At 59.8% G+C, this 26,852-nt stretch carries 28 protein-coding genes and 2 pseudogenes; 13 read left to right on the forward strand and 17 right to left on the reverse strand.

Annotated elements, in window-relative coordinates; genetic code table 11:
- Nucleotides 1-143 precede the first annotated feature (143 nt).
- Genes ACR3ES_RS12620 through ACR3ES_RS12630 form a run of 3 tightly spaced genes read right to left on the reverse strand, consistent with a single transcriptional unit; the run spans nucleotide 144 to nucleotide 3,476 of the window.
- The gene (locus ACR3ES_RS12620; protein WP_170434393.1) at nucleotides 144-1,073 is read right to left on the reverse strand and encodes a glycosyltransferase family 2 protein; all 930 of its coding nucleotides are present in this window, start codon (nucleotides 1,071-1,073) and stop codon (nucleotides 144-146) included.
- Nucleotides 1,070-1,822 carry a hypothetical protein gene (locus ACR3ES_RS12625; protein WP_170434391.1) on the reverse strand — a complete coding sequence of 251 codons (753 nt, stop codon included), beginning with the start codon at nucleotides 1,820-1,822 and terminating at the stop codon, nucleotides 1,070-1,072. The genes ACR3ES_RS12620 and ACR3ES_RS12625 overlap by 4 nt, the downstream gene beginning before the upstream one ends.
- A gap of 49 nt (nucleotides 1,823-1,871) precedes the next feature.
- Nucleotides 1,872-3,476, reverse strand: coding sequence for a peptide chain release factor 3 (locus ACR3ES_RS12630; RefSeq protein WP_170434390.1), 1,605 nt, complete (start codon nucleotides 3,474-3,476; stop codon nucleotides 1,872-1,874).
- 109 nt (nucleotides 3,477-3,585) lie between these two features.
- On the opposite strand from ACR3ES_RS12630, the gene ACR3ES_RS12635 reads away from it, so the two are divergent.
- From ACR3ES_RS12635 to ACR3ES_RS12670, 8 genes are all read left to right on the forward strand, one after another.
- Nucleotides 3,586-3,948 (forward strand): nuclear transport factor 2 family protein, encoded by a 363-nt coding sequence (locus ACR3ES_RS12635; protein WP_170434388.1) that lies wholly within the window; start codon nucleotides 3,586-3,588, stop codon nucleotides 3,946-3,948.
- Between the two features lie 88 nt (nucleotides 3,949-4,036).
- Nucleotides 4,037-4,816, forward strand: coding sequence for an SDR family oxidoreductase (locus ACR3ES_RS12640; RefSeq protein WP_170434386.1), 780 nt, complete (start codon nucleotides 4,037-4,039; stop codon nucleotides 4,814-4,816).
- Between the two features lie 2 nt (nucleotides 4,817-4,818).
- A complete protein-coding gene (locus tag ACR3ES_RS12645) occupies nucleotides 4,819-5,931 on the forward strand; it encodes a hypothetical protein (RefSeq protein WP_170434384.1) in 1,113 nt (370 codons plus the stop codon).
- 199 nt (nucleotides 5,932-6,130) lie between these two features.
- Complete coding sequence (locus ACR3ES_RS12650) at nucleotides 6,131-6,547, forward strand: VOC family protein (RefSeq protein ID WP_170434383.1); 417 nt, start codon at nucleotides 6,131-6,133, stop codon at nucleotides 6,545-6,547.
- 239 nt (nucleotides 6,548-6,786) lie between these two features.
- Nucleotides 6,787-7,830 (forward strand): ABC transporter ATP-binding protein, encoded by a 1,044-nt coding sequence (locus ACR3ES_RS12655; protein WP_480425431.1) that lies wholly within the window; start codon nucleotides 6,787-6,789, stop codon nucleotides 7,828-7,830.
- A gap of 123 nt (nucleotides 7,831-7,953) precedes the next feature.
- The gene (gene surE, locus ACR3ES_RS12660) at nucleotides 7,954-8,736 is read left to right on the forward strand and encodes a 5'/3'-nucleotidase SurE (protein ID WP_170434381.1); all 783 of its coding nucleotides are present in this window, start codon (nucleotides 7,954-7,956) and stop codon (nucleotides 8,734-8,736) included.
- A complete protein-coding gene (locus ACR3ES_RS12665) occupies nucleotides 8,733-9,383 on the forward strand; it encodes a protein-L-isoaspartate(D-aspartate) O-methyltransferase (RefSeq protein ID WP_170434379.1) in 651 nt (216 codons plus the stop codon). Before surE ends, ACR3ES_RS12665 begins: the two co-directional genes overlap by 4 nt.
- A 62-nt stretch (nucleotides 9,384-9,445) precedes the next feature.
- Complete coding sequence (locus tag ACR3ES_RS12670; protein WP_170434377.1) at nucleotides 9,446-10,627, forward strand: peptidoglycan DD-metalloendopeptidase family protein; 1,182 nt, start codon at nucleotides 9,446-9,448, stop codon at nucleotides 10,625-10,627.
- Nucleotides 10,628-10,686: 59 nt separating this feature from the next.
- Here the strand turns inward: ACR3ES_RS12670 and ACR3ES_RS12675 are convergent, their stop codons facing one another.
- Nucleotides 10,687-11,358, reverse strand: a complete 672-nt coding sequence (locus ACR3ES_RS12675) for a helix-turn-helix transcriptional regulator (protein WP_170434375.1) — start codon at nucleotides 11,356-11,358, stop codon at nucleotides 10,687-10,689.
- A 30-nt stretch (nucleotides 11,359-11,388) separates the two neighbouring features.
- Nucleotides 11,389-11,694 carry a hypothetical protein gene (locus ACR3ES_RS12680; protein WP_170434374.1) on the reverse strand — a complete coding sequence of 102 codons (306 nt, stop codon included), beginning with the start codon at nucleotides 11,692-11,694 and terminating at the stop codon, nucleotides 11,389-11,391.
- A gap of 226 nt (nucleotides 11,695-11,920) precedes the next feature.
- Here ACR3ES_RS12680 and ACR3ES_RS12685 point away from each other — a divergent pair, with 226 nt between their 5' ends.
- From ACR3ES_RS12685 to ACR3ES_RS12700, 4 genes and pseudogenes are all read left to right on the forward strand, one after another.
- Nucleotides 11,921-12,136 (forward strand): twin-arginine translocase TatA/TatE family subunit, encoded by a 216-nt coding sequence (locus tag ACR3ES_RS12685; RefSeq protein ID WP_170434372.1) that lies wholly within the window; start codon nucleotides 11,921-11,923, stop codon nucleotides 12,134-12,136.
- Between the two features lie 6 nt (nucleotides 12,137-12,142).
- On the forward strand, nucleotides 12,143-12,601 hold the full coding sequence (tatB, locus tag ACR3ES_RS12690) for a Sec-independent protein translocase protein TatB (protein WP_170434370.1): 459 nt from the start codon (nucleotides 12,143-12,145) through the stop codon (nucleotides 12,599-12,601).
- Nucleotides 12,598-13,475, forward strand: a pseudogene (tatC, locus tag ACR3ES_RS12695) (twin-arginine translocase subunit TatC). The gene tatB and the pseudogene tatC overlap by 4 nt, the downstream one beginning before the upstream one ends.
- Nucleotides 13,476-13,591: 116 nt before the next feature.
- Nucleotides 13,592-14,434 carry an ATP-binding protein gene (locus tag ACR3ES_RS12700; protein ID WP_170434366.1) on the forward strand — a complete coding sequence of 281 codons (843 nt, stop codon included), beginning with the start codon at nucleotides 13,592-13,594 and terminating at the stop codon, nucleotides 14,432-14,434.
- Nucleotides 14,435-14,494: 60 nt separating this feature from the next.
- Here the strand turns inward: ACR3ES_RS12700 and ACR3ES_RS12705 are convergent, their stop codons facing one another.
- The 10 genes from ACR3ES_RS12705 to alr form a co-directional block, all read right to left on the reverse strand.
- Nucleotides 14,495-15,139 (reverse strand): SDR family NAD(P)-dependent oxidoreductase, encoded by a 645-nt coding sequence (locus tag ACR3ES_RS12705; protein WP_170434364.1) that lies wholly within the window; start codon nucleotides 15,137-15,139, stop codon nucleotides 14,495-14,497.
- 42 nt (nucleotides 15,140-15,181) lie between these two features.
- On the reverse strand, nucleotides 15,182-15,430 hold the full coding sequence (locus ACR3ES_RS12710; RefSeq protein ID WP_170434362.1) for a hypothetical protein: 249 nt from the start codon (nucleotides 15,428-15,430) through the stop codon (nucleotides 15,182-15,184).
- A 293-nt stretch (nucleotides 15,431-15,723) separates the two neighbouring features.
- Nucleotides 15,724-17,247, reverse strand: a complete 1,524-nt coding sequence (gene purF, locus ACR3ES_RS12715) for an amidophosphoribosyltransferase (protein WP_170434360.1) — start codon at nucleotides 17,245-17,247, stop codon at nucleotides 15,724-15,726.
- Between the two features lie 631 nt (nucleotides 17,248-17,878).
- Nucleotides 17,879-18,505 carry a CvpA family protein gene (locus tag ACR3ES_RS12720; protein WP_170434358.1) on the reverse strand — a complete coding sequence of 209 codons (627 nt, stop codon included), beginning with the start codon at nucleotides 18,503-18,505 and terminating at the stop codon, nucleotides 17,879-17,881.
- A gap of 40 nt (nucleotides 18,506-18,545) precedes the next feature.
- Nucleotides 18,546-19,910: a DNA repair protein RadA gene (radA, locus tag ACR3ES_RS12725; protein WP_170434491.1), complete on the reverse strand. Its 1,365-nt coding sequence runs from the start codon at nucleotides 19,908-19,910 to the stop codon at nucleotides 18,546-18,548.
- A 127-nt stretch (nucleotides 19,911-20,037) separates the two neighbouring features.
- A complete protein-coding gene (locus ACR3ES_RS12730; protein WP_170434356.1) occupies nucleotides 20,038-20,484 on the reverse strand; it encodes a paraquat-inducible protein A in 447 nt (148 codons plus the stop codon).
- 12 nt (nucleotides 20,485-20,496) lie between these two features.
- On the reverse strand, nucleotides 20,497-20,883 hold the full coding sequence (locus ACR3ES_RS12735) for a HEPN domain-containing protein (protein ID WP_480634723.1): 387 nt from the start codon (nucleotides 20,881-20,883) through the stop codon (nucleotides 20,497-20,499).
- 145 nt (nucleotides 20,884-21,028) lie between these two features.
- Nucleotides 21,029-21,775 (reverse strand): ATP-binding cassette domain-containing protein, encoded by a 747-nt coding sequence (locus tag ACR3ES_RS12740; RefSeq protein WP_170434352.1) that lies wholly within the window; start codon nucleotides 21,773-21,775, stop codon nucleotides 21,029-21,031.
- Nucleotides 21,772-22,554, reverse strand: a complete 783-nt coding sequence (locus ACR3ES_RS12745) for an MlaE family ABC transporter permease (RefSeq protein ID WP_170434350.1) — start codon at nucleotides 22,552-22,554, stop codon at nucleotides 21,772-21,774. Before ACR3ES_RS12745 ends, ACR3ES_RS12740 begins: the two co-directional genes overlap by 4 nt.
- Nucleotides 22,551-23,585, reverse strand: a complete 1,035-nt coding sequence (gene alr, locus ACR3ES_RS12750) for an alanine racemase (RefSeq protein WP_170434349.1) — start codon at nucleotides 23,583-23,585, stop codon at nucleotides 22,551-22,553. The genes ACR3ES_RS12745 and alr overlap by 4 nt, the downstream gene beginning before the upstream one ends.
- Nucleotides 23,586-23,889: 304 nt before the next feature.
- Here alr and ACR3ES_RS12755 point away from each other — a divergent pair, with 304 nt between their 5' ends.
- On the forward strand, nucleotides 23,890-24,429 hold the full coding sequence (locus ACR3ES_RS12755; RefSeq protein WP_170434348.1) for a GNAT family N-acetyltransferase: 540 nt from the start codon (nucleotides 23,890-23,892) through the stop codon (nucleotides 24,427-24,429).
- A gap of 26 nt (nucleotides 24,430-24,455) precedes the next feature.
- On the opposite strand, the pseudogene ACR3ES_RS12760 reads toward ACR3ES_RS12755, so the two are convergent.
- A pseudogene (locus ACR3ES_RS12760) lies at nucleotides 24,456-25,941 on the reverse strand (replicative DNA helicase).
- 224 nt (nucleotides 25,942-26,165) lie between these two features.
- Nucleotides 26,166-26,846 (reverse strand): orotate phosphoribosyltransferase, encoded by a 681-nt coding sequence (locus ACR3ES_RS12765; protein WP_170434346.1) that lies wholly within the window; start codon nucleotides 26,844-26,846, stop codon nucleotides 26,166-26,168.
- Nucleotides 26,847-26,852: the final 6 nt, after the last annotated feature.

Genomic DNA, 26,852 nt, shown 5'->3' on the forward strand with positions numbered 1-26,852 from the left:
CTGAGATCTGCCGGGCCCGGATGGCCACGCGCTTTTCACGCGTTTCGGCTTGGGCGCGGACATAACAAAAACGCGGGGCGGGGTCAATTGAAGTCAAGTATACAGGCGCGCCAGCCGGTCACGCCGGGATTTTCCGCAACAATTCAGCCACTTCCCGGAAAGTGTTTCGCAACCTTTGCATCCAGGTTCAGGGGCCTGTGCTTGATCAGGCCCTGCGCTGCCAATCGGGCGTGCACGGCGGGGTCTGCACCGCTCATTTCATCATAAAACGCGCGCAGGCCGTCCAACCCGTGCTCGGCCTCGATCCAGGTCAGCAACTCGTTCATGTTCAGGCCACCCAGCTCTCGCGGCGCGTTGGGGGACATTCCGGGCCTGTAGGATCCGCGTTCGAGGCGAAACCGCCAGTGCGCAAACCAATGATCCCAATCTGGCGCATGACGATGGCACAGATCGATCTGCGGCAGCTCGATGCTGTGTTTGACCAGTTCCTTGTTCTGAAACACGTTGTGGATGCGGAAGTTGATTTTTTCCAGTCCGGTTCGCACGAACAGTTTGCCCTGAACGTGGCTCAGGAACCCGCCCAGGACAAACGCGCCGTAATTGGGATAGAGCGACTGAACCAAAGCCTCGCGCTCCGGCCCTCTTGGAATATGCGCCTTGTAAAGGTCCTGGCCGCCCGCCATCGCTTCGATCGGCCGGACACGCGCGATGTTCTGATCGGCCGGTATGCCCCGCAGGACATGCTCAATTGCGTCCTCGGACCAGAGGAATTCGTCCAGATCGATATGGGCCAGCCAGTCCACGTGGTTTTTTCGGTAGGTGTAACTGGCGTGGTATGTCTGTCGCACCTGATGCGTGTCGGGCCGGTCCCGTCGCCGTCGTTGCCAGAACGCCGCGTCGCAATTGCGAATGCGGATCCTGGGGTACGACCGGAGCGTTTCGAGGGTGTCCGGGTTGGGTTCGTCCAGATAGAGATACATGTGGTCCACCCCAAGATCGAGGTGATGCGCCACAAACCGCAGGATGTCATCCGTTGGCCCCCGAACCGTAGAGACGATCCCCCAGGTGGTCATGCGCGCGATTGCCGTGCGATGCGTATGTCGCGCATACGTTTCAATCTGCGAAAGACCGTTCCGGGGTCCTTGTTCAACTCGGTCATCAAGTGATCGGCCAGTGGTGCGATGGTGGGATCGTGCAGCGCCTTGGTCCAGATCGGCGCGATAAGGCTGATGACCAAGCCACCATCTTCCAGAGAAAACGACCGCATCTCGAAAGGCAGCGTTGCGTCCGACTTGTCACGAAACCTGTAGGGTGTGTCGGGCGCCTGACCGGAGAACAGACGCTCGAACTCATAGAGTTTCATCAGGCCGAACAGCATGCGCATGGCATGGCCGACCTCGCGTTGTGTGGGCGTTTGCCCGTGATCGGCGAATGTCTGAATGGAAGAGACCAGCCAACGCAGATCAAGCGCCGATAACAGGTGGTCGGATTGCTCGGTCCAGAGGCGACAGAACAGGGCCGGTGCGTGGCGCGGAAAAGAGCGTTTCCGGAGGTTCGAAATCAATTGGGCATTGAGAAACGCAAGCTCGGAATTGCCGACAAACTCTTTTGCGATCCGAATGCGTTTACGATCCCAAGAGGTGTGCGTGCCCGCGGGTAGAACTGTTGCGTCTTCAGATGCGGTGCGCGCCGCCAACGCGACCAGATCCACATCCAGACCGGGCAAGGTTTCGGTGCCAAATACGAACGGATTGCGCCTGTTCTCGAGTGTGTCCAGCATGTCGGGCAGACCGCCGGGAAAGGTGAGGTCGTTGTCGCTCATACGGTCAGGATTGCACAGCCAGACTCGGCAGCGCAATCAGCCAGTTGCCTCACACCATCATCTCTTTGGTCGCGGTTAGCGTCAGCGCCGGATAGTCGCGCTCAACCCGGTCGATATCCCATTGCAGACGGGTCAGGTAGACAATGTCGCCGTCATGATCATGGGCGATGTGCTGTTTGTTGGCGTTCACGAATTTCTCGACCTCGGCCTTCTCGCCGCTCACCCAACGGGCCGAGGTGAACTGAGACGCCTCGAACCGCACGGGCAGGCCGTATTCCATCTCGATCCGGCTGGCGAGCACTTCGAATTGCAGCGCGCCGACGACGCCCACGATGAAGCCCGAGCCGATCGAGGGTTTGAATACCTTGGCCGCGCCTTCCTCGGCAAACTGCATCAAGGCCTTTTCCAGATGCTTGGCCTTCATCGGATCGCCTGGACGGACGGTTTGCAGCAATTCCGGCGCGAAGGAGGGGATGCCGGTTACGCGGATTGCTTCGCCTTCGGTCAGCGTATCACCGATGCGCAACTGGCCGTGGTTGGGGATGCCGATGATATCCCCGGCCCAAGCTTCTTCTGCCAGTTCCCGGTCAGACGCGAGAAACAAAACCGGGTTCGAGATTGCCATCGGTTTTTTGGACCGCACATGGGTCAGTTTCATGCCGCGTTTGAAATGACCGCTTGCCATGCGCACAAACGCGACCCGGTCGCGGTGCTTGGGGTCCATATTGGCCTGCACCTTGAAGACAAACCCGGCGACCTTCTTTTCATCCGGTGCGATCTGCCGGGGCTCGGCAGACTGCACCTGCGGCTGCGGGCCATAGGCGCCGATGCCTTCCATCAACTCCTTTACGCCAAACGAATTGATGGCCGAGCCGAACCAGATGGGTGTCATATGCCCTTCAAGCACGGCCTGTGGGTCGAGCGCCGGCAACAGTTCGCGCGCCATCTCAACCTCTTCCAGCAGTGTGTCCAGCAGGTGCTCGGGCACATGTTCGGCCAGTTTCGGGTCGTCTAGCCCATTGATCTCAATGCTCTCGGCCACTTTGTTGCGGTCGGCCCTGTCCATCAGTTCCAGCCGGTCACGCAGCATGTCGTAGCAGCCGATGAAGTCGCGGCCCACGCCAATTGGCCATGCGGCCGGGGTGACGTCGATGGCCAGCATCTCTTGAATTTCGTCGATGATCTCGAACGTATCGCGGCTTTCGCGGTCCATCTTGTTACAGAAGGTCAGGATCGGCAGATCGCGCAGGCGGGAGACTTCGAACAGTTTCTGCGTCTGGCTTTCAACACCCTTCGCACCGTCAATCACCATCACGGCGGCATCCACCGCAGTCAGGGTGCGGTAAGTATCTTCCGAGAAGTCGCTGTGGCCGGGCGTGTCGACAAGATTGAATCGGAAGTCGCCGTAGTCGAAGGACATGGCTGAGGCGGACACCGAGATACCGCGATCCTTTTCCATCTGCATGAAGTCCGACCGCGTGCGGCGTGCTTCGCCCTTGGCACGCACCTGACCTGCCATCTGGATCGCGCCTCCGTACAGAAGGAACTTTTCGGTCAGCGTCGTTTTGCCCGCATCCGGGTGCGAGATGATGGCGAACGTTCTTCGCCGGGCAATCTCGGGCGGCAGGGCGGGTTGGTTCGAGGTATCAAGCATGAGCGCGCGTATAGGCGGGGAAACACGCCGAGGCAAGACAAAGGGGGTGTTCCGAATCGGGGAGGTATGCCAAAAAGAACATATAGTGAACAAAAGATGGAGTGGACCGATGAATTTGAAAGAAATCGCAGACGAACTGGTGGCCGGATGTCGGAAAGGTCGGGCCAAGGAAAATCTGGACAAGCTTTATGCTGAAGATGCTGTTTCGGTCGAAGCGGCAGACGCAATGGACATGGGGCGTGAAACCCGCGGCCGCGATGCAATCCGTGGCAAGCACGAATGGTGGGACGGTGCTCATGAAGTTTCGGGCGGGTCGATCAGCGATCCGTTCCCGCACGGAGATGACCGCTTTGCCGTGATCTTCGAAGTGCAGGGCAAGGTGAAAGAAAGCGGCGAGAGTTTTGATATGAAAGAAGTCGCTGTTTACCACGTCGCGGATGGCAAGATCGTGCGTGAAGAGTTCTTTTACTGACATTTGAATCAACCTGGCGAAACCGTTTCTGGCCTTCCGTGTTTGGCCGATGCTAGATGGTCGGCAAGAGTTAATAGGGAGAGTCACGGTGGATCTGGGAATTCGTGGAAAACGCGCGCTGGTATGTGCCAGTAGCAAAGGTCTGGGTCTCGGCTGCGCCGAGGCCCTTGCCGCGGCTGGTGTGGACCTTGTGATGAACGCGCGTGGTGGAAAGGCGTTGGAAGCCGAGGCGGCGCATCTGCGGTCCGAGCATGGCGTCGAGGTGCAGACTGTGGCCTGTGATGTGACCTCGCCCGAAGGTCAGGCTCAGGTGATCGCGGCCGCAGAGGGCGTCGATATTCTGGTGACCAATGCGGGTGGACCGCCCCCCGGGCTGTGGTCGGACTGGGAGCGTGCGGACTTCATCAAAGCTTTGGATGCCAACATGCTGACGCCGATTGCCTTGATGAAGGCGCTCTTGCCCGGAATGATGGACACAGGATGGGGCCGGGTGGTCAACATCACCTCGCAATCGGTGCGAGCGCCGATTGCTGTGCTTGGGTTGTCAAATGCTGCGCGCACAGGACTGACCGGCTACGTCGCGGGCACAGCGCGGCAGGTGGCGCCGCATGGCGTGACAATCAACAACCTGTTGCCCGGTATTCACGCAACCGACCGCGCGGATTCACTGGACATGGGTGTTGCTGAACAAAAGGGAATTTCAATTGATGCGGCACGCGCCGAACGCGCGGCAACAATTCCTGCGCGACGGTACGGGACCCGGCAGGAATTTGGTGCGGCCTGCGCCTTTTTATGCTCGCAAAACGCCGGGTTCATCGTGGGGCAGAACATCCTGCTCGATGGCGGCGCAACAAATTTGACGATGTGATCATGGCACAGAATTTCTCCTTGAAAGATCAGCTGTTTAATGCAGACAAGACACGCTATCTTGCCAGTCTGTTTGGTGATGCAGAGCCGTCTTTTGATGCGCAGGCGTTTGAAACACAGGTTATGTCGCGCCTTCCCGATCTGGAGTTGAAGGAGCGCATTACCTGGATCGCGGAATGCCTGGAACAGGCCTTTCCCGGCGAGTTGCCCGAGGTGTCACCTGTCCTGCTGAAAGCCCTGCCGCCACCTCTGGACCCCACAAGAACGGATGACGATTTCGGAGACTTCATCTTTGCGCCTTTGGGAGAATGGGTGGCGTCAACCGGGATGGATCATCCGGACCTTGCACTGGATGTTATCGAAGAGCTGACGCAGCGGTTTTCGATGGAATGGGCCATTCGCCCGTTTCTGAACAGCCAGCCGGATCTTGTGATCAAACGGATGCAAGACTGGTGCGACCATGACAGCTATCACGTGCGGCGTCTGGTCAGCGAAGGAACAAGGCCGCGTCTGCCGTGGGGTCAGTCAGTAGGGTTGGATTTGACTGATCCGTTGCCGTTGCTGGACCGATTGCATGACGACACGACACGTTATGTCACCCGCTCGGTGGCCAATCACCTCAATGACATCACCAAAAAAGACCCTGATATGGTTCTGGATCGATTGCAGTCCTGGCAGGCGGTCGGTCGGCAAAACGAGGATGAACTGAATTGGATGACGGGCCATACCCTGCGGGGCCTTGTCAAGGCGGGTCATCCCGAGGCGATGAAGATGTTGGGTTATGATCCCGATGCCGAGATTGCCGTCAGTATTGACCTGAAGGGCGACGCGCGGATCGGCGACGCGCTGGAGTTCTCGGTTGAGTTAAAGGGTATTGGTTCGCAGCCGGTCCTGGTGGATTACATTATTCACTTTCAACGGCCCGGCGGAAAAACGTCGCCCAAGGTGCACAAGCTGAAGCAAAGCGCCTTACAAGATGGAATGCTGAGATTGGACAAGCGGCATAAACTGAAAGCTGATGCCACCACCTTTAAACTGGTCCCTGGGGCGCATCTGCTTGAGATTCAGGTAAACGGAAAGGTACGCGCGGGCGTTGATTTTGATCTGCGGGCATAGAATTGGGCGGGAACGTTCACGTTTAATGATCGTCACAAACAAGAAGACTTGAAAACGCACGATCAAGTCGGGCCGCATTGATGTCAGGCTTGATCAATCATTCAGCAAAAAACCAGTGCCGAGCGGACTTGTAAGTAGACCTGCGATCAAGCAGTTTTGTAAGGGTGCTCACAAGACACTCCGAGAAGGAACGCTTCGTATGATTGCCTATATCACAGTTGGAGTCGATGATATTGCTGGTGCGAAACGGTTCTACTCTGCGTTTCTGCCGGCTCTTGGCTACGAGTTCGAGGAAGGCCCCGAGGGCCTAAGCTATGCACTGCCGGTTGAACCGGGCCAATCTCCGGTGTTTCCCGAATTCTATGTGAAGCCGCCGTTCGACGGGCGTCGGGCCTCGGTTGGTAACGGTACCATGACCGCCTTCGAGGCGCGTAATCAAAAGCAGGTGCGCGACCTTCACGCCGCCGCGCTTGCCGCTGGCGGTTCGGACGAGGGTCAGCCCGGCTTTCGCGCGTCCTATGGAGCCCACTTTTATGTCGGCTACCTCCGCGACCCTCAGGGTAACAAGATCGCCTTGTTCTCCAGCGATCCCAATGAACCCGGGCGCGATGGTTAGCAGCGGCAACAGGAGCCCCCAAAGCCGTCCGCAGCTCCGCGAAGGCACGATGAAACGTATGGGCCTCCGATCATTCAAGAGTGCCAGGTAGAAATCTGACTGACGCAGCAGAGCTGACAGCTTGCACCCGAAGGGCGGGGTTGGTATCCCCGCCCAAGCCCGATGGATTTGATCGGGAAAGGCAACGGGGTCCATCGGTGATAGTGAACGCAGCTCCTCCTCGTTTGGAAATTCGCAATATGATCCGCCGGTTCGAGGGACGGGTTGTGGTGGATGACGTCTCGCTGACCGTGCAGGCCGGGCAGGTGACCTGTTTGCTGGGTCCCTCGGGGTGCGGCAAGTCCACGACTCTGCGCATGATCGCCGGGGTCGAGATGCAGGACTCGGGCGAGATTTACGTCGACGGAAAACTGATCTGTGACACCGTCTTCCGCGTGCCTCCGGAACGGCGCGAGATTGGGCTGATGTTTCAGGATTTTGCCCTGTTCCCGCATCTGAGCGTTGCCAACAACGTGGCCTTTGGTCTGCGCGGCAGCAAGGACGAAAAACGTGCCCGTGTCGAAGAGTTACTGACCAAAGTGGACCTGATGCGCTTTATCGACGGGTTTCCGCATCAACTGTCCGGCGGCGAGCAGCAACGCGTCGCGCTGGCCCGTGCATTGGCGCCGCGCCCACGCATCATGTTGATGGACGAGCCATTTTCAGGCCTCGACAACCGTCTGCGCGATGGTATCCGCGACGAGACACTGGCCATTCTCAAGGAGGAAGATACCGCGGTCCTGCTTGTAACCCATGAACCGGAAGAGGCGATGCGGATGGCGGATGAGATCGCCCTGATGCGGCGGGGCAAGATCGTGCAACAAGGGGCGCCCTACAACGTTTACACCCGCCCGTCTGATAAGGCCGCCGTCGCTTTTTTCAGCGATGTCAATGTGCTGCCCGCGCAAGTTAACGGAGCGTTGGCCGACACGCCCTTTGGTCAGTTTCTGGTGCCGGGTTGTCCGGACGGAACGGATGTCGAAATCGTATTCCGACCGCAGCATGTCAAACTGGATTTCGACCGAAACGGCAGCGGACCACTGCCCACAGCCACGGACGGCGTAGCCGCGCGCGGTGTGGTCGACCGGGCCCGCTTTCTGGGAAATGAGAGCCTTGTCGAGTTTCGGATGGATTATGACGGCTCAATCCTGAAGGTAACCGTTCCGAATGTTTTCGTTCCAAATCCGGGGCGCGTCATGTGGCTGACCATTCGCCGTGACCGGTGCTTTGTTTTCCCGGTTTAATCCGGCGCGTCCCACAGTTTCCGTCCAAGTGGTGCGCGAAAGCCGCAGATTGCGCGCGCCCATTGCTTGCCGCAGCACAGGGGGGCGTCTATCAAGGGCGAAACGCGGGGGTAGATCGGGCACATGCGTATTCTTCTGACCAATGATGACGGGATCAACGCCCCGGGACTGATCACGCTGGAGGCGATTGCAGCCGATCTGGCCGGTCCTGATGGCGAGGTCTGGGTGGTCGCGCCCGCCTTCGAACAGTCTGGCGTCGGTCATTGCATCAGTTATACGCACCCGATGATGGTCGCGAAGCTGGACGACAGCCGCTTTGCCGCCGAAGGATCGCCTGCCGATTGCGTGCTGGCCGGCCTGCATGATGTGATGGCCGAAAACCCGCCCGATCTGGTGCTGTCCGGGGTGAACCGGGGCAACAACTCGGCCGAGAACACCCTGTATTCTGGCACTGTCGGCGGTGCGATGGAGGCCGCGTTGCAGGGTATTCCGGCCATCGCCCTGTCGCAGTACTTCGGGCCGCGGAACCTGGGCGTCGAGGATCCGTTTGAACCGGCCAGACGGTTTGGTGCCGATCTGGTGCGGCGCATTTTGGACGCCTCGCCCGTGGAAGATGTCGACTACCGTTTGTTCTACAACGTGAATTTTCCCCCTGTTCCTGCGGATGAGGTGCTGGGTACACGGGTTGCGCCGCAGGGGTTCCGAAAGGACACTCATTTTTCGGTGGAACCGCACAGCTCGCCCTCGGGGCGGCGGTTCTTGTGGATCAAGGGTGGGTATCAGCACAACCCGACAGCACCCGGAACGGATGCGGCGGTCAATCTGGAAGGCTACATATCTGTCACCCCGATGCGGGCAGACCTGACGGCCTATGACGCGCTGGAGGCGTTGAAGTCGATCGAATGAGCGAACGAAACCCGGAAACCGTCATGCAGTTCCTGTTTGCCCTGCGCAAACGGGGCGTGACGGATGCGCGGGTTTTGGCGGCGATGGAGCAGGTGGATCGGGGCCGGTTCGTCACGGGGCTGTTTGCGGATCGCGCCTACGAGGACATGCCGCTGCCCATTGCGTGCGGTCAGACTATCAGCCAGCCTTCGGTCGTCGGGCTTATGACGCAGGCGCTGGACGTGCGACCGCGTGACACGGTGCTTGAGGTTGGAACCGGGTCAGGGTACCAGGCTGCGATCCTGTCCAAGCTGGCCCGCCGGGTCTATACGGTCGAGCGGCACAGGCGGTTGGTGCACGAAACCGGCAAGCTGTTCAAAGAGCTGGGTTTGACCAATGTGACCGCGATGCTGACCGATGGATCCCACGGTTTGCCCGAACAGGCGCCGTTTGACCGGATCATCGTGACGGCGGCGGCAGAGGATCCGCCAGGCCCGCTCTTGGCGCAGCTTAAAATCGGGGGTATTATGGTGCTACCCGTGGGACAGTCGGATGCGGTGCAGCAACTGATAAAGGTGACGCGCACCGAAGACGGGCTGGACTATGACGAATTGTCGTCCGTTCGGTTTGTGCCCCTTTTGGAGGGGTTGGGGCGGGATGAGGCGTAAAGAACGGTTTGATTTAGGCACCGGAACCCCGGACAACAGGGGCAGGTGATGAGGACAGAGCAATGAAAGCAGTTTCCAAATCAACAATGCGCCGCTGTGCGACCAGTTTGGTGGCTCTGGCGGTTCTGGCCGGGTGCAACGGGCCACTGGACTATGATCTGCGTGGTCAGGTCGGCGGGTTTTCGACCACGCAGGCGGCTCAAGCTGCCACTGCCAACCGGCCCGCACCGGATGCACGGGGGGTGATCACCTATCCCACCTATCAAGTGGCCGTCGCGCGTCGGGGTGACACAGTGAATGAGGTCGCCGCCCGTGTTGGACTGCCAGCAGCCGAACTGGCCCGGTTCAACGGTTTGCAACCCAACGATGCATTGCGCGACGGTGAAGTGATCGCCCTGCCGCGCACAGTTGGTGCGGCCAGCGGTGTGGACATCGCCTCGATTGCCGGAACCGCGATAGATCAGGCGCCAGATACAGGCTCCGTTCAGACATCGACATTGGAACCGGCCCAGATCACGCCGGCGGCAGCACCGGCACCGTCCGGTCCCGAACCGATCCGGCACAAGGTCAAGCGCGGTGAGACCGCCTATACCATTTCGCGCCTGTATCAGGTGCCGGTGGATGCGCTGGCCGAATGGAACGGTCTGGGGCCGGATTTCGCGATCCGCGAAGGACAATACCTGTTGATACCGGTCAAGAACCAGCCGGCGCCGCGTCAGGCCGCTGCGGCGGCGCCAGCCGCCACGGCGACTGAGGTAACGGAACCGGGTCAGGGCTCGCCAACGCCAACGCCGCCCAGTGCGACCCAACCTTTGCCTGAAGAAGATGTCCAACCGTTGGCCGAGGCGCCTGAGGCGCCGGATGTGACTGCCGAAGCCCCCAGCAACTCTGCAACCTCCGCGCTGTCGCTGCCCGTGTCCGGAAATATCATCCGGACCTATGACAAGGGTAAGAACGAGGGCATCGACATAGCCGCAGCGCCGGGCACCGCGGTCACGGCGGCAGAGGCCGGGACGGTTGCCGCAATCACGGCCGATGCCGATCAGGTTCCGATCATCGTTGTGAAACACACCAACGATCTGCTGACCGTGTATGCGAATGTCGAGGAAATCACGGTGAAGAAGGGCGATCGCGTGCGACGGGGTCAGAAGATCGCCGAGCTGCGGGACGGCGACAACGCTTACGTGCATTTCGAGGTGCGCGAGGGTTTTGAATCCGTCGATCCGGAACCCTATCTGCAGTGAGGTTGAAACGGCCCGTTGCCAGCCGTGCCGCTGACCCATGTTCCGGACAACAACCTCTGTCAGGCCTGCGGGTCGTAGTCGCTCAGCCGTTTGCCGGGCTCGTCTGCAAAGAGTTCGGGCAAGGCTGTGACCGCTTCGATCAGATCAATGCGAAAGACCCGGAACCCGTCTCTCAGTTCGCACCACGCGGTCAGCGTCCAGACACGGCCCCAGTACTCCATGTGCAGGGGCCGGATGACCCGGTCCGTCAGTACGCCGTCGATGCGGCGGTAGGATAGGTGCAGTTTCTGGCGGGATTTGATGGCGGCCCTGATCGGGGCCATATGAGCCAGTCCGCGCGCAGCATCCGCAAAGGGATAGACCGCGAATTTCCATGCATCCGCTTCGGCAATCACCTGAGTCGGCAGCACTGCGTCGATCTTGTCGGCAAGCGAGTCTGCGGCGGCCTTGAGATCAGGATCAGCGGCTTCGGCCACGATGGCCATACCCAGATTCAGCGCCTCCAGTTCAGCCGGGGTCAGGTTCAGCGGGGGCAGGGTGATCTGTTCCCGGACCATGTATCCGACGCCACGCTCACCTTCGACAGGCACACCTGACGCCACCAGCGTGTCCATGTCGCGGTATATAGTGCGGACCGACACTTCGAGGCGATCCGCGATGTCCTGCGCGCGGTGCAGTTGACCATCGCGCAGGATCTGGATGATATCGAACAGACGGTCAGTGCGGCGCATAGGGTCTGCCGTATGGCGCCGGGCCGCCCATCATGCGGTCATGTTCCATAACACATGCTCGTGACGCATCTGTACGCTGTCAGGTTGTATTGCCGCCATCAGCGCCGGGGCAAAATCCTGCTGTGGGAACTGGTCGGCTGCGTCCTTCGCAGCCTGCATGTCCTCCCAGATAACATAGTCGGTCCAGCGGCCATCCTCGCCCTGGCTGAGCTGTCGGTGTGTAAATCCGCGTGTGCTGCGGACAAAGCTCTCCGAGGCCTGACTGAGCCTCACAAACGCCTCTGGCGTAGTCCCATTGGCGAGAGTAAAGGTGACGATTTCTGCAACATGAGTCATTTCGGTCTCCATAGTCGGGGTTTCGATACCGCCGACATAACCACTTACAACTGACATAAACCTGTCAGTTGAAAAAATCGAGCCCATAGAAACATCGGAATCCCCTGAAATTTGACCACCAAATTGATCTGGTTCCCTTTTGTGGACGGGTTTTGGGGCGTAAACACAGCGTGAAAGCACATTCGCGGTGCGCACACGGAGCGCCGCCACAGAAGGAGATAGAGACATGCTGAATAATATCGGTCTTCCGGGCATCCTGCTGATCGCGGTGGTTGTCCTGGTTCTGTTCGGACGCGGCAAGATCAGTTCGCTGATGGGCGAAGTCGGCAAAGGCATCACATCGTTCAAGAAAGGCATCAAGGAAGGTTCTGAAGAAATCGAACAGGACGCCTCAGAGCTGGCCAAGGATGTCACGCCCGAATCCGAGAAAGACAAGGTCTAATCCGGGATGTTTGATCTGGGCTGGACCGAGCTTCTGGTCATTGGGATCGTTGCGCTGATCGTAGTCGGGCCAAAAGACCTGCCGGTGCTGTTCCGCAATGTCGGGCGATGGCTTGGCAAGGCCCGCGGCATGGCCCGCGAGTTTAGCACGGCCATGAACGAGGCTGCGGATGAGGCCGGGGTAAACGACATCAAGAAGGGTCTGAACGCGGCAACGAATCCGGTCGGCAACGCCATGGACGGCGTAAAAAAGGCCGCGCAGGATATGGCCAAGAGCATAGATCCAACCAAGTTCGACCCTGACAGCGAAACGGGAAAGCTGGCTGCAGAACGGGCCGAACAGGCCAAGAAGATTCAGGCAACCTCGGCCCGTGCCACTGCCGAGCGTAAGGCCAAGGAAGCCGCTGATGCGCTGGCCAAGGCGGAAGAAGCCGAAGCTGCGCTGGACACTGAAAGCAAAACATGACCAAGACCGACGAGATCGAGGATTCCTCGGCCCCATTGATCGAGCATCTGGCAGAACTGCGCACGCGGTTGATTCACTGTGTGGTCGGGTTTCTGATCGGCATGATCATCTGTTTCACGGTGGCCACACCGATCTTTAACTTTCTGACGCAACCTCTTTGCGAGGTTCTGACCGAGCGCGGGCAGGATTGCGGCCTGATTTTCATCTCGCCTCAGGAAGGGTTTTTGTTGCCATCAAAGTCTCGTTTCTCGGTGGGTTCATTCTTGCTTTTCCCTATATCGGCATGCAGATGTGGCGCTTCGTTGCGCCCGGATTGTACCGGTCCGAGAAAAACGCGTTTCTGCCCTTCATGCTGGCGTCCCCCTTCATGTTCCTTTTGGGGGCAAGCTTTGCCTTTTATGTCGTCACGCCGCTGGCCTATGATTTCTTCCTTGGATTTCAGCAGTTCGGAACCGAAGGCGAGGCGGTCGCGGATGGTGCGGCTGCCCCCCTGAGCGTAGTGTTCCAAGGGTCCGCGCAGGAATACCTGAACCTGACTATCAAGTTCATCGTGGCCTTTGGCCTGTGTTTTCAGTTGCCGGTGCTGCTGACCCTGATGGGTAAGGCCGGACTGGTCAGCGCCGAAGGGTTGGGCGCGGTCCGAAAATACGCCGTTGTCGGCATTCTGGTTCTGGCGGCGATTGTGACACCGCCGGATGTGATCACCCAGGTCATCCTGTTTGTTGTGGTCTACGGCCTGTACGAGATCTCCATCTTCCTTGTCGCCCGGGTCGAAAAGAAGCGAGAAGAGCAACTGCGGGCCGACGGATACTATGATGACGAAGAGGCTGAGGCGGACGAAGACCTGATGCAGGAATTTGAGAACGACAAGTAGTCTGCATCGCGATCGCGAGAAGGCGCGCCCATGGTCGGTGCGCCTTTTTCGTTCGTGGCTCTTGTTGTGGTGCTTGGAACATGGTTTGAACCCGGCCAGGCAGACCGGAGAAACCGATGGATGACCAAGCCCTGAACCGTATCGCCGACGCGCTAGAGCGCATGGCACCGGCGCCATTGGCCGCACCGGATTTCAATGCGGCCCCGGCTTTTGTCTGGCATGTGGACCCGGATCGCCTGACACCGGTCGAACAGGTCAATCGGGTCGATCTGGACCTGTTGGTCGGGATCAACCGCTCCCGGGACACCTTGCTGAACAACACGCGCCGTTTCGCGGCCGGGTTCAAGGCCAACAATGCCCTGCTTTGGGGTGCGCGGGGAATGGGAAAATCCAGCCTTGTCAAGGCGGTGCACGGCGCCCTTCAATCGGATCACCCTGACCTGAAACTAGTGGAACTGCAGCGCGAGGATATGGGCTCGGTTGCGCGCTTGCTCAACCACCTGCGCGCCGCGCCACACAGGTTTATCCTGTTCTGCGATGATCTGTCTTTCAGCCATGACGACCAGCACTACAAGTCGCTCAAGGCCGTTCTGGACGGCGGCATCGAAGGGCGGCCCGAAAACGTCGTCTTCTACGCCACGTCCAACCGCCGTCACCTGATGCCACGGGATATGATCGAAAACGAACGCTCCAGCGCCATCAACCCGTCCGAGGCGGTCGAGGAAAAGGTCTCTTTGTCCGACCGGTTTGGACTGTGGCTGGGGTTCCACCCCTGCGATCAGGACGAGTATCTGGCGATGATCGACAGGTATTGCGCAGCGTACGGCGTCCGCGTGGAACAAGATGCTCTGAGAGCGGACGCAATCGAATGGCAGGCTACGCGCGGCGCACGCTCGGGTCGGGTGGCCTGGCAATTCTTTGTCGATCTGGCCGGGCGCAACGGCGTACACATCGCCTGATCCGCCCGCTTCATCTGGCCAAAAATATCCCCGCCGGAGGCATGGCCCGCAGGGCCATTCCTAAAGCAGGGCCAAAAGTCGTTTTGCTTCGCTGTGTGTGGGTGTAAGCGCGTCCCGATCCTCGCTTGGGTGAAACCGCGCGCGCACCGCCGTTGGCATCGGGGCCGGTTCCAGGATGGACACGCGCGGACCGGTATGCTCGGTCTCTGCCGCCCAGCTGCGCGCCAGCGCCATTTGCGCCGCTTTGGACGCGCCGTATATGCCGTAGAACTTTTCACCCGCCTTGGGGTCATCGAAGAACACGGCGTGCCCGGCTTCTCCCAGCAAAGGGGCAACATAGGGGATCAGGACCGATGTTGCGGTGGCGTTTGTGTTCACCGCCTTGGCCCATTCCTTGGGATCGACAAAATGGGCCGGCGTCAGGGCGGACGTGTGAACCGCAGTGTGCATCCACAGGTCGATCTTCCCCCATCGGTCATGAATGCCGCGACACAGCGTCGCCATCGCATTCGGATCGGTGATATCCATCGGCGCCAGCGTGGCGGTCCCGCCTTTGGCCTGAATGCGGTCGTCCAGCTCTTCCAACCCGCCGGTGGTGCGGGCGACGGCGACGACATGATATTGCGGCACCAGGGCTTCGGCCAAAGCCGCGCCCAGCCCGCGAGACGCCCCTGTGATCAGGGCGATTTTGGTCTGATCTGTCATGGCTGCGGTTTGACCGTCTGCACGCGACGCGTCAAGACGCGATTAGCTGCCGGGAATGGCCATCCGCCGGATCTGGCCGCTTTGTCGCAGCATGATGCCATCTTCATCAATGGCCACAACCGTGCCCGAGGCAACGCGGCTGCCGGGCTTAACCTCTTTCACGCGGCCAGATGACAAGCGCATCAGCGCCCGCAGATCGGCCTTGGGACCAAAGATACCCAGAACCGATACAGAATTCCTCTTCAACGCGCCCGCCTGCGTGGCCGCGCTTTTGACGTTGGTGTTTGGCATACTATGTGGCCCGGGCAGTACCGGACCCCTGTTTGGTGAGTGGTAGGGGACCGTCACTATCAAACCGGGCAAGGGAACAAAAGAGTGCCCGACGTGCCGCCGGTCGGCGGGGCTCGGTGAGCCCGCAAACCCTTGCACTTGCGCTTGGTTCTGCCTCGGGTTGTGGGCGTAAACCCACCAATGCCGGGCGGAACCGGTTGACTGGCGCCCTCTATCAAACGCACGAGTGTTCGGTGTGATTCGCAGCTCTGGTGGTCAGGGGCGCTGCCCATTACATGAAACCTGCAAAGAACTCAGCCCGAGGCCAGCTTGGCCGAATTCCATGAGCCGCCGACAAGCTGCATGTCTTCTTTCTTCTTGCTGACCCTGCGGGTGTTTTCCAAACTGTCCAGATAACCATCGCTGACGCTGCCGGTGATGTAATTGCCGTCGAAGCACGAGCAATCGAAGGCGTCGATCTCGGGGTTGCCCTCTTGCGCCGCCCAGATCAGATCATCGAGATGCTGATAGAACAGGGCATCCGCGCCAAGTTCCTTGCGGATGTCCTCGATCTCTTTGCCGTTAGCGATCAGTTCGTGCTTGGTCGGCATATCGATGCCATAAACATTCGGGAACTTGACCGGCGGAGACGCGCTGGCGACATAGACTTTCTTGGCGCCCGCCTCGCGGCACATCTGCACGATTTTCTTGATTGTGTTGCCGCGGACGATCGAGTCGTCGATCAGCAGAACATTGTGGTCCTTGAACTCCAGCGGGACGGCGTTCAGCTTGCGCCGCACGGATTTCTGCCGCTCTTCCTGTCCCGGCATGATGAAGGTGCGTCCGACATAGCGGTTTTTGACCAGACCTTCGCGGTATGAGATCCCTGTGGCCTTGGCAACCTCCAGCGCAACAGGGCGGGCGCTGTCGGGGACTGGGATGATCCGGTCGATATCCAGGCCGGAGTCCTGAATCTGTTTCGCCAGGGTCTGCCCCATGCGCATCTGGGTCTTGTAGACCGACACGCCGTCCAGCAGCGAATCCGGGCGCGCCAGATAGACGTATTCGAAGATACATGGCGTCAATTGACCCTCAACCGCCTGAAACTCGTGCTTATTGCCGTCCAGATCAATCAGGATGGCCTCGCCGGGGCGCAGATCGCGCAGCTTTTCAAATCCGTTGATACCAAAGGCGACATCCTCGGAGGCAAAGGCATAGTCGTCGCCATCGCCCGGAGCGTCCCGTTTGGCCACCGACAGAGGCCGGATGCCGTACGGATCGCGGAAGGCCAGCATTCCGACACCGGCGATCAGGCAGATCACGGAATAGGCGCCCTGTACACGCTCCATCGTCATTTTCACGCCGGCAAAGATGTTGCGGATTGGATCGGCATTGCCGTTGACCTTGATGGCGTCGGCCACCTTGTCGGCCAGCACGTTCAGCAGGATTTCGGAATCCGACGTGGTGCGCAGGTGGCGGCTGTATTTTCCGGTGACTTTTTCGCGCTGTTCCGCCGTGTTGGTGATGTTGCCGTTGTGAACCAGATATATGCCATAGGGTGCGTTCACAAAGAACGGCTGCGCTTCGGCTGCGCTGAGCGACCCGGCGGTGGGGTAGCGGACATGACCGATCCCGACCTTGCCCAGAAGTACCTCGGCATCTTGCGCGTTAAAGACGTCCTTGACCAAGCCATTGGCCTTTTTCTCACGAAAGAACTCGCCGTTATAGGTGACGATGCCCGAGGCATCCTGGCCCCGGTGCTGGAGCATCAGCAGCCCGTCATAGATTTCCGCAAAGACATCATATGTCCGGCTTGCGATCCCCAAAATCCCACACATGTACGGGCTCCAATGTCTATGGGTTGATTGCGCAGAGGGTGAGCGGTCGCCGGGAGCGTATGGTTCGCAAATTTGCGATGGTGTGCGGGTGTGTTGCTTTCGTCGACGCCATATTGGCGAGCATCACTGCGACCAGCGCAAATGAAAACAGAAAGAACAAGACCGGTGGCTCCGATTCCGTGGCGGCTTGGCCTTCACATAATGCCTTACGACGCGGCTGTCATCAAAGGATCACAATCTAAGCCTGTTGGCGGCGATATTTTAATCCCGGTGTCGAGAGAGGTGACATTTTCCCTGTCATATGCTGTCATTGTTTTCATCAGGGGTTTCAGAGCCCAAGGGAATGCGCGCGGCAGGTAATGATGTGGCAGAACAGGCCCGCCCGTAAAAAAGAAGAACCCGTCAAACGCCGGTGCCATCGGTGCCGCGGTATGGGACGCGCGCCCTGCCAGATCTGCAACGGAACCGGCCAAGTTGTCAAAAGCCACGATATCCTGGGCAAACCGATCTTTGATCGGTGCAATGGGTGCTTTGGCTTGAAAACAATACGCTGCACGGTCTGCGGCGGCGAAGGGTTCATGTGAAAAAAGCCCGGTTGAGACCAGGCTTTTGAAACGGTGGGTTTTGAAACTTACTGCCCGTCGGTTCCTTCGGTCTGGCTGGTGCTTTCCGTGGCTTCTTCGGTCTGGACGGAGCTTTCGGAGTCTGCGGCGCAGCTGCCAACAAGCTCTTCATATTGCTGTGTGATCCAGCCCAGCGCCGCTTCGGGGTTCTGTTCCTCGATCCGGTCGCTGAATTGCTCGAATACCTTTGCCGAACGGCTTTCATCCACGATTGTGTAGGATTGACCGGTCATGACCGTGTCGTAAACAAAGAACGCGATCGCGACCAACAGGATGCCGCGGGCGATACCGAAAAAGAACCCAAGCGCCTGATCCAGTCCACCAAGGGCCGACCGCTGCACGAGCGAGGAAAACAGCGGGGTGAAGATGCTGACCACGATCAGAGCGATGGCAAACACGGCGGCAAAGCCGGTGATCACCGACAATTCGCAGCTATCGCGCAAGAAATCCCCGACCACCGGGATTTCCTTGACCAGCGGCACCGCCTGCGGGGCAAAAATAAAGGCTAGAACAGCGGCGGCGACCCAGCCCGCGATGGCCAGAACCTCGCGCATGAAGCCGCGCGAATAGGCCAGCAAGCCCGACAGCACGATGATCAGGGCGACAACCCCGTCAATTATTGTAAAACCTTCCATGGCCCTCGCCTGTTCTTTTTTCTGCCTCTCGGGCGCGACTTTAACCTGCTCCGAAGGTTTCGCCAACAAACCCAACCAAATCAGTGGGTCGGGTGAGTGTCAGACCTGCCACAGTGCCGGTTTTGCCACCTGCCGGAGCAATCGCCGCTGTGAAACCAAGTTTTTGCGCTTCTTTCAACCTGTTTTCGGTCTGCGGAGCCGGTCTAAGTGCCCCGGATAACGAGATTTCTCCGAAAACGACGGTGTCAGCGGACAGGGCCGTGTCTTCGCGGGCGCTGAGCAGCGCAGCGGCCACGGCGAGGTCGGCGGCGGGTTCGCTGATTTTCAGGCCGCCGGCGACGTTCAGGTAGACATCGAGCCCGGCGAACGGGATGCCGCAGCGCGCTTCGAGCACAGCGAGGATCATCGCGAGGCGTCCGCTGTCCCAGCCCACCACGGTGCGTCGGGGTTGGGAATGGGGCGAGGGGGCGACGAGGGCCTGCAGTTCGACCAGCACGGGGCGGGTGCCCTCGATTCCTGCGAACACGGCGGAGCCGGGGCTGGGTTTGCCGCGTTCCGATAGGAACAGGGCCGAGGGGTTGGTGACTTGAGCCAGACCCTTGCCCGTCATTTCGAACACGCCGATCTCATCCGCCGGGCCAAAGCGGTTCTTGACCGCGCGCAGGATGCGGAACTGGTGGCCGCGTTCGCCCTCGAAGTACAGCACGGTGTCGACCATATGCTCGACAACGCGGGGGCCCGCGATCTGGCCTTCCTTGGTGACATGTCCGACCATGATGACAGAAACGCCGTGGCGCTTGGCAAAAGTCGTCAGCTCATGTGCAGCGGCGCGAACCTGCGACACCGACCCCGGGGCGCTGTCGACATTGTCGGCCCACATGGTTTGAATCGAGTCGATGATGGCCAATCCGGGCTTTTCGGCCTCGAGCGTGGTCAGGATGTCGCGCAGGTTGGTTTCGGCGGCCAGCTGTACGGGCGCATCCTCCAACCCGAGCCTGCGCGCGCGCATCCGGACTTGCGCGCTGGCCTCTTCGCCGGAGACATAGATGGTCTTGACCCCTTCGCGTGCAAACCGGGCGGCGGCCTGCAGTAACAAGGTGGATTTGCCGATGCCGGGATCGCCGCCGACCAGCAGGGCCGAGGCGGGCACCAGACCGCCGCCCAGCACCCGGTCAAGCTCGTCCACGCCGCAAAGCGTTCGGGGCGGCGGCGTTTCTTCGGTCGAGAGATCGGACAAGGTAACCGACTGGCCTCGCTTGCCGCCCAACGACTTTTTGGCAGGGCCCGCGGACAGGGGGACGTCCTGCGTGATGGTGTTCCACTCGCCGCAGGCGTCGCAGCGTCCGGACCAGCGGGTATGTGTGGCACCGCAGGCAGAGCAGGAAAAAGATGTCGTCTTGGCCATGGCGCAATTGGTGCCCGAGGATGGACGGTTCTTCAAGCCCTTGCGGGCTCTCCTCACCGCCGGTGGGGCGCCGCGTCCTCAGGCCCGGCGAGCCATCGTCCGCGGCAGGCGCTGGCGCGCCGGGCCGTCAGGTCTCTGCGGTGGTCCTGACCTGGCGTTCGGTCAGAATTCCCAAAGCGATGGAGGCGAGAATACAGGCGGTGAATAGGTACAGGCCCCAGGCGGTTTCGATCGTGGCGTAGGAAATCCCCTTGGCCAGGGTGATGTAAAGCGCGATGAGGAAGATATCGGCCATCGCCAGCTTGCCGAGAATATTGAGCGCGGGCTGAACGCGGACATCCAGCAGGTTCCACTGAACCAGCGCGGTGCCGATGGTTTTGATATACGGCGCGAAAAGGGCGAAGATGGTGACGATCAGCGCAAGGAAGACGTCGGATTTCCACAGGGACTGGAGGCCGGTGATGACGCTGATCTCTGACAGCCCGAAGATCGGCAGGAACCCCGCGCGCATCAGGGGAGCGAACCACGCGATGGGGTAGAGGATTAACAGGGAAAGGGTGGCGAGGCGGAGCATCGATATTCCCATCTAGAGCCGCGTTTCATCGTTGAGCGCACCTTGAGTTGTTTTAATGATTTTGATCAGAGCCTCGACGTTGGGCATCATGAAGCTTTTTTCGGAAGGATACCTTGAAATAAATGGCGCGTTGTAAACTGAGTTTAGCGAGGCAATATGAATATGGTGCCTACGGTACATCGCCTCAAGTTCGACAGGATCAGTATGCCCGTTGGCCACAAGAAGGTCTGCAGGTAACTTGAGATGCCGAAGGCTTTGACTGATCTGTTGCTCTAAGTGTGTATCGTTAAGGGAGCCGAAGAGTTTCTCTAGATCATGAACATGGGGTGGCTTATTACCTCGCGCAACCAGTAATCCCTTTAGGCAAATTTCTAGCGCAAGGCCGAGGAGCTGCGACAATGGGTGCACGACAACAACAGTTTTTTCCTGCTGTCGTTGCCATCAGTTTCCAAGTTCCTCCAAATTGCACAAGCGGCTTCCAAGTAGCTGTAGCTAATATGCGCGTAGTGTAACGCTTCGCTGTATGTTTCATTTGATTTACCGCTCACCGCACCGCCTCAATCGGCCCCTCGGCGCTCCCGCTGATGAACTGCTCCACATAAGGATCACCCGAGGCGTCCATCTGTCCGACTGGTCCGGTCCACTGGATGACGCTTCCGTGCAGCATGGCAACGTTGTCGGCAATCGCGCGGGCGGAACTCATGTCGTGGGTGATGGTCATCGCGGTGGCGCCCATCTCGGTCACGATCTCGCGGATCAGGTCGTTGATGACACCGGACATGATCGGGTCGAGGCCAGTGGTGGGTTCGTCGAAAAAGATGATCTCGGGCTCGGCAGCGATGGCGCGGGCGAGGCCGACGCGTTTTTGCATCCCGCCTGACAATTCCGCCGGGAACCGGTCGGCGACGTTGGATTTCAGACCGACGCGGCGGAGTTTCTCGATGGCGATCTCGCGCGCTTCCTCGGTGGGGCGTTTCAGCGAGCCGCGCAGCAGGCGGAAGGCGACGTTTTGCCAGACGGGCAGCGAGTCGAACAGGGCCCCGCCTTGAAACAGCATCCCGAAGCGGGCCAGAAATGCATCCCGGTCGCCGGATTGGGCGTCCTTGCCATCCACGTAGATTTGGCCGCTGTCCGGGGTGATCAGGCCCAGAATACACTTCAGCGCCACCGATTTGCCAGTGCCCGAGCCGCCGATGATGACCATCGAGGTGCCCTTGGGAATCTCAAGGTTCATCCCCTGCAGGACGTGGTTGTCGTCAAAGGCCTTATGTACGTTCTCCATTCGGATCATAGCGAGAAGAACACCCCTGTCAGAACAAAGTTGGCCGCCAGGATCAGGACGGCGGCGGCCTCGACCGAGCCTTTGGTGGCGCGACCCACACCCTGCGCCCCTCGACCCGAGGTCATGCCGTAATAGCAGCCCATTACAGCCGCGATCAGGCCGAAGGCGGCGCCCTTGACCAGGGATGAGACAATGTCGCGGGTTTCCAGAAAGTCGACGGTGTTTCTGAGATAGGTCGCCGGGTTGAACCCCAGATTCTGCGTTGCGACCGCGTAGCCCCCCGCGATCCCGATCACGTCCCCGACAGCGACCAGCGCCGGTACCGTGATCAGCGCCGCCAGAACCCGCGGGGCGGTCAGGTACTTCATCGGATGTGTGGACAGGGTGACCAATGCATCGATCTGCTCGGTCACTTTCATGGTCGCGATCTCAGCCGCGATCGAGGAGGTCACCCGGGCGGCGATCATCAGGCCGACCAACACCGGGCCAAGTTCCCGCACCATGCCGATGGCGACGATCTGAGGCACCACGGCCTCGGCATTGAACCGAGCACCGCCAGCGTAGATTTGCAATGCCAGCGCGCCACCGGTGAAGATCGCGGTGAGGCCGACAACCGGCAGCGACAGCCAGCCGATGTTCAGCAGGGCCAGGCCAAATTCACGCGGGTAAAAGGGTGGGCGGAAGATGTGTGAGAGCGCATCGAGGGCAAACAGGGCGACCCGACGAAACACCGCAAGCAGGTTCAGGACGACGCGGCCCACTCCGCCCAGCATCGCAACAGGGCTCATTCCACGTAACCCCGGGAATAGCGGTTGCCCATCGATGTCAGGATTTCGTAACCGATGGTACCTGCGGCCTCGGCCAGATCATCGACGGTCTGATGTCCGTTCAGGATGCGCAGGCGTTCGGGGTCGCTGGGCAGGTCGGTGACATCGACCGTGATCAGGTCCATCGAGATGCGGCCGACGACCGGGCAGGGCTGGCTGCCCGCAAAGGTGTCGATGCCGCCGCCGATGGCGCGATGCAGTCCATCGGCATATCCCGCGGCCACTGTGGCGATGCGCGACGGTCGCCGCGCGGCCCAGGTATTGCCGTACCCGACGGTTTCCCCAACCTCAAGTGCGCGGATCTGAATCACCGGCAGATCGACCGTCACAACGGGTTTGGCGGCGGCAAACGGCATGCCGCCGTAAATGCCGATGCCGGGGCGGCAGAACTCGAAATGGAACTCTGGCCCCAGAAAGGTGCCGCCAGTGGCCGCGAGGGAACGCGGCGCGCTGACGCCTTCGGTCATCTCGCGGAAGGTCTTCAACTGCTGCTGATTCATCGGATGATCAGGCTCGTCCGAACACGCCAGGTGGGACATGACCACAACCGGATTGAGCGCCTCGGCCTTTGAACGCAGTGCCGCCCAATCTGCCGGTTCCAGCCCAAGGCGGTTCATGCCGCTGTCCAGTTGGATACCGAAGGTGTGGTCGGGCAGAGCCTGCGTGTGGCGTTGAAACTGTTCCGGCGTGTTGATCAACGGCGTCAGGTCATGAGCGCGCAGCAAGTCTGCGTCACCCTCCATATGTCCCGAAAACACCCCGATCATCGGGCCGGGGCCTGTGGCCTCGCGCACGGCTGCGCCTTCTTCGGCGACGGCCACAAAGAACTTGCGGACGCCTTCCTCGGCGAGTGCACTGGACACCGGACCCGCGCCCAGGCCATAGGCATCGGCCTTGACCACGGCGCCGGTTTCGACATCGGTTTTCGCGTCGAGCGCCCGCCAATTGCTGGCGAGCGCCTGAAGGTTAATCGTCAAACGTGCAGTACTCATGCCACCGTTCATGACATCGCGCGATCCGAGGTCAAGAGGGAATGCCCCGAATTTGGGGCGGTTTATCAGCGCCACTGGCAGGATTTGGCTGCAATAGAGGCCGATTCGGAAGAATTACATGTTGGATGCGTGTGATTGCACCGGTCCGCGATTGTATTCACCGGGCCGTCAAAGCGGGCCGACTGGCCTTTTCGTTGATCTCTCTCTACACAACCTCTGAAACGCCTGGGAGCAGAACTCAGCGCAAGGCGGCTGATGGGTCGTCCAAAGCACCGTCACTGTGCAAGGTCAGGAGAACAGCGGGATGGACATCGTGGTCGGACGCGAGGGGCGTCAGACGGAGATTGCAGACTTGTTTGCGCAGGTCTTTGCGGCCTCCGAAAGCCCGGAAGAAGGCGCGCGTGTCGGCGCTTTGGCCAAGGACTTGATGGCCACGACACCCGATGCGGATCTCTATGTGTTTTCTGCGCGAGAAGACGCAGACCTGCTGGGGTGTATCCTGTTTTCCCGGCTGGTTTATGACCGGGATGACCGTCAGGTCTTCATCCTGTCGCCCGTGGCGGTGCAGACCCAGCGGCAAAGAACGGGTGTGGGCCAAAACCTGATCCGTTTTGGGCTGAATACCCTGCGGCAGGCAGGGATCGACTTTGTCACCACCTACGGGGATCCGGATTACTACCGCAAAACCGGGTTCCATCCCATTTCGGAAGATTTCGCGCGGGCACCCGTGCGGCTGAGCCATCCGCACGGGTGGCTGGGTCAGTCTCTGTCAGGGAGTGAACAGGCACCGCTGCTGGGGGCGTGCCGCTGCGTTGACGCGCTCAATCGCCCCGAGCTCTGGTAGTCTGGCCAGCGCACCGGGTGCCTTGCTTAGTATTCGATCTGGCCATCCTGCTGCCAGGGTTTGACCAGATTGCCGAAGCGGGTGAATTGCGCCTCGAATGACAGTTCGATGGTGCCGATGGGGCCGTGGCGCTGCTTGCCGACAATGACCTCGGCCTTGCCGTGAAGGTGTTCCATCGCCTGCTTCCACTCTTCCATCTTCTCCAACTCGTGATCGCCGGGTTTTTCGCGTTCCTTGTAGTATTCCTCGCGGAACACAAACATTACCACGTCGGCGTCCTGCTCGATCGAACCTGACTCCCGCAGGTCGCTGAGTTGTGGGCGTTTGTCGTCGCGGTTTTCCACCTGACGCGACAGCTGAGACAGCGCGACCACCGGAATATTGAGTTCCTTGGCAATGGCCTTCAAACCCATTGAAATCTCGGCAATTTCATTGACGCGGTTCTCCGCCATGCCGCGGCAAAGCTGTAGATAGTCAATGACCAGCAGGTCCAGCCCATGTGTCCGCTTTAGCCGCCGCGCGCGCGGCCAGCTGTGATATCGGCAGGGCGGGGGTGTCATCGATGAACAGCGGACAGGCTTCCAAGTCCTTGGCGGCGTCGACAAAACGTCGAAACTCGGCCTCGGTCATGTCGCCTTGACGGATCTTGTGCGACGAAATCTCGGACGCTTCGGCCAAAACCCGGCCGGCCAGCTGCTCGGCACTCATCTCAAGCGAGAAAAACCCGACCACGCCGCCATCGATCGCACCTTCGCTGCCATCGGGCTTGGTGCCGCGCTTGTAGGCCTTGGCCACGTTGAAGGCTACATTGGTCGCCAGAGAGGTTTTCCCCATCGAAGGGCGCCCCGCCAGAATGATCAGGTCGGACGGATGCAGGCCCCCAAGCTGTTTGTCGAGATCGGCCAGACCGGTGGAGATTCCCGCCATGCCGCCACCGCGCTGGTAGGCTTCGTTGGTGACGTTGACGGCTTCTGTGACCGCCTTGAGGAAGGATTGGAATCCCTGTTCGGTCTGGCCCTGCTCGGATAACTGATAGAGCTGCTGTTCGGCCTCGACGATTTGTTCCTTGGGCTCGCTGGACACCTCAACGCGCGCGGCCTTGTCCGAGATGTCCCGGCCCAGACGGATCAGCTCGCGCCGGATGGCGAGGTCATAGATCATCTGAGCATAGTCATGCACCGCAAAGGCGCTGATCGAGGCCCCGGCCAGTTTGACCAGATAAGCCGGGCCGCCCAGTTCCTTCAGGCCCTCATCCTCGGCCATAAAGGATTTCAGGGTGACCGGAGAGGCCAAGGCGTTCTTGCCAATGCGCGCTGCGGCGACCTCGTAGATGCGGGCGTGAACCGGATCATAAAAATGCTCGGACCCTATGATCGACGCGACCCGGTCATAGAGATCATTATTGGTCAGAATCGCACCCAGAAGCTGCTGTTCAGCCTCAATGGAATGCGGCATAGTCTCCGCGTTTTGAATTTGCGCCGCTGCCTGTTCGATACTGCTGATCTCGTTCATCTCGTCCCCGCTGCCCGTTTGGCGGTTCTACACGCGATCCCCCCGTTCAATCCATCTGGAAATACCTGTGGCTAACTTGGGGTAAGGCCTTGGGATAAGTTTCCTGATGGTTCGGGATTTCGGATGCGCCTAGCTTATTATGTAGGAGTTTTCGGATAAGTCACTAGATATCGTTTGTTTACGCCCGATTCTGCCAGACTTATCCTCACCCATCCACAGACGGTTTACGTGGATTTATGCGCGTCCTGCCAGTCGCGCGGGTTGTTCAGGAAGGCTTCGACGCCGCTAAGGGTTTCTGCGTCAAAGGCCTTTTGCGCCTTGGCCTCGGCCAGCACGTCCCACCAGGTGCACAGGTGATGCAATTGGATACCGTGATCGCCCAGCGTCTTTTCGGTCTCGGGGAAAATTCCATAGTAGAAAATGACGGCGGTGTGCCCACAGGTCGCGCCGGTTTCGCGGATCGCATCGACGAAACTCAGCTTGGACCCGCCATCGGTCGTCAGGTCCTCGACCAGTAACACCCGGTCGCCTTCGCCCATCGCCCCTTCAATACGGGCGTTGCGGCCATATCCCTTGGGTTTCTTGCGCACATAGGTCATCGGCAAGGCCATGCGTTCCGCCACCATAGCAGCAAAAGGGATGCCGGCCGTTTCCCCACCTGCGATATTGTCAAAGGCTTCGAACCCCGCATCACGCATCACGGTGACGGTCATAAAGTCCATCAGCGTGGACCGGATGCGCGGGTATGAGATCAGTTTGCGGCAGTCGATATAGGTTGGGCTGGGCAACCCGCTGGACAGCGTGAACGGGTCGCGCGCATTGAAATGAACCGCCTTGATCTCCAGGAGCATCCGCGCAGTCAGACGGGCGATTTCGGTGCTGTCGGGAAAAGAACTGGGGATCATGGCACG

The sequence above is a fragment of the Ruegeria sp. B1 genome, from assembly GCF_056535885.1.

What these genes read in the sequence shown, in the direction of transcription:
- tatB (WP_170434370.1), top strand. Translation starts at nt 12,143, where the DNA reads ATGTTTGATCTGGGCTGGACCGAGCTTCTGGTCATTGGGATCGTTGCG.
- ACR3ES_RS12655 (WP_480425431.1), top strand. Translation starts at nt 6,787, where the DNA reads ATGATCCGCCGGTTCGAGGGACGGGTTGTGGTGGATGACGTCTCGCTG.
- purF (WP_170434360.1), bottom strand. Translation starts at nt 17,247, where the DNA reads ATGTGTGGGATTTTGGGGATCGCAAGCCGGACATATGATGTCTTTGCG.
- ACR3ES_RS12670 (WP_170434377.1), top strand. Translation starts at nt 9,446, where the DNA reads ATGAAAGCAGTTTCCAAATCAACAATGCGCCGCTGTGCGACCAGTTTG.
- ACR3ES_RS12685 (WP_170434372.1), top strand. Translation starts at nt 11,921, where the DNA reads ATGCTGAATAATATCGGTCTTCCGGGCATCCTGCTGATCGCGGTGGTT.
- ACR3ES_RS12720 (WP_170434358.1), bottom strand. Translation starts at nt 18,505, where the DNA reads ATGGAAGGTTTTACAATAATTGACGGGGTTGTCGCCCTGATCATCGTG.
- ACR3ES_RS12745 (WP_170434350.1), bottom strand. Translation starts at nt 22,554, where the DNA reads ATGAGCCCTGTTGCGATGCTGGGCGGAGTGGGCCGCGTCGTCCTGAAC.
- ACR3ES_RS12730 (WP_170434356.1), bottom strand. Translation starts at nt 20,484, where the DNA reads ATGCTCCGCCTCGCCACCCTTTCCCTGTTAATCCTCTACCCCATCGCG.
- radA (WP_170434491.1), bottom strand. Translation starts at nt 19,910, where the DNA reads ATGGCCAAGACGACATCTTTTTCCTGCTCTGCCTGCGGTGCCACACAT.
- ACR3ES_RS12680 (WP_170434374.1), bottom strand. Translation starts at nt 11,694, where the DNA reads ATGACTCATGTTGCAGAAATCGTCACCTTTACTCTCGCCAATGGGACT.
- ACR3ES_RS12620 (WP_170434393.1), bottom strand. Translation starts at nt 1,073, where the DNA reads ATGACCACCTGGGGGATCGTCTCTACGGTTCGGGGGCCAACGGATGAC.
- alr (WP_170434349.1), bottom strand. Translation starts at nt 23,585, where the DNA reads ATGAGTACTGCACGTTTGACGATTAACCTTCAGGCGCTCGCCAGCAAT.
- ACR3ES_RS12665 (WP_170434379.1), top strand. Translation starts at nt 8,733, where the DNA reads ATGAGCGAACGAAACCCGGAAACCGTCATGCAGTTCCTGTTTGCCCTG.
- ACR3ES_RS12625 (WP_170434391.1), bottom strand. Translation starts at nt 1,822, where the DNA reads ATGAGCGACAACGACCTCACCTTTCCCGGCGGTCTGCCCGACATGCTG.
- ACR3ES_RS12700 (WP_170434366.1), top strand. Translation starts at nt 13,592, where the DNA reads ATGGATGACCAAGCCCTGAACCGTATCGCCGACGCGCTAGAGCGCATG.
- ACR3ES_RS12675 (WP_170434375.1), bottom strand. Translation starts at nt 11,358, where the DNA reads ATGCGCCGCACTGACCGTCTGTTCGATATCATCCAGATCCTGCGCGAT.
- ACR3ES_RS12630 (WP_170434390.1), bottom strand. Translation starts at nt 3,476, where the DNA reads ATGCTTGATACCTCGAACCAACCCGCCCTGCCGCCCGAGATTGCCCGG.
- ACR3ES_RS12635 (WP_170434388.1), top strand. Translation starts at nt 3,586, where the DNA reads ATGAATTTGAAAGAAATCGCAGACGAACTGGTGGCCGGATGTCGGAAA.
- ACR3ES_RS12710 (WP_170434362.1), bottom strand. Translation starts at nt 15,430, where the DNA reads ATGCCAAACACCAACGTCAAAAGCGCGGCCACGCAGGCGGGCGCGTTG.
- ACR3ES_RS12740 (WP_170434352.1), bottom strand. Translation starts at nt 21,775, where the DNA reads ATGATCCGAATGGAGAACGTACATAAGGCCTTTGACGACAACCACGTC.
- surE (WP_170434381.1), top strand. Translation starts at nt 7,954, where the DNA reads ATGCGTATTCTTCTGACCAATGATGACGGGATCAACGCCCCGGGACTG.
- ACR3ES_RS12645 (WP_170434384.1), top strand. Translation starts at nt 4,819, where the DNA reads ATGGCACAGAATTTCTCCTTGAAAGATCAGCTGTTTAATGCAGACAAG.
- ACR3ES_RS12755 (WP_170434348.1), top strand. Translation starts at nt 23,890, where the DNA reads ATGGACATCGTGGTCGGACGCGAGGGGCGTCAGACGGAGATTGCAGAC.
- ACR3ES_RS12765 (WP_170434346.1), bottom strand. Translation starts at nt 26,846, where the DNA reads ATGATCCCCAGTTCTTTTCCCGACAGCACCGAAATCGCCCGTCTGACT.
- ACR3ES_RS12650 (WP_170434383.1), top strand. Translation starts at nt 6,131, where the DNA reads ATGATTGCCTATATCACAGTTGGAGTCGATGATATTGCTGGTGCGAAA.
- ACR3ES_RS12705 (WP_170434364.1), bottom strand. Translation starts at nt 15,139, where the DNA reads ATGACAGATCAGACCAAAATCGCCCTGATCACAGGGGCGTCTCGCGGG.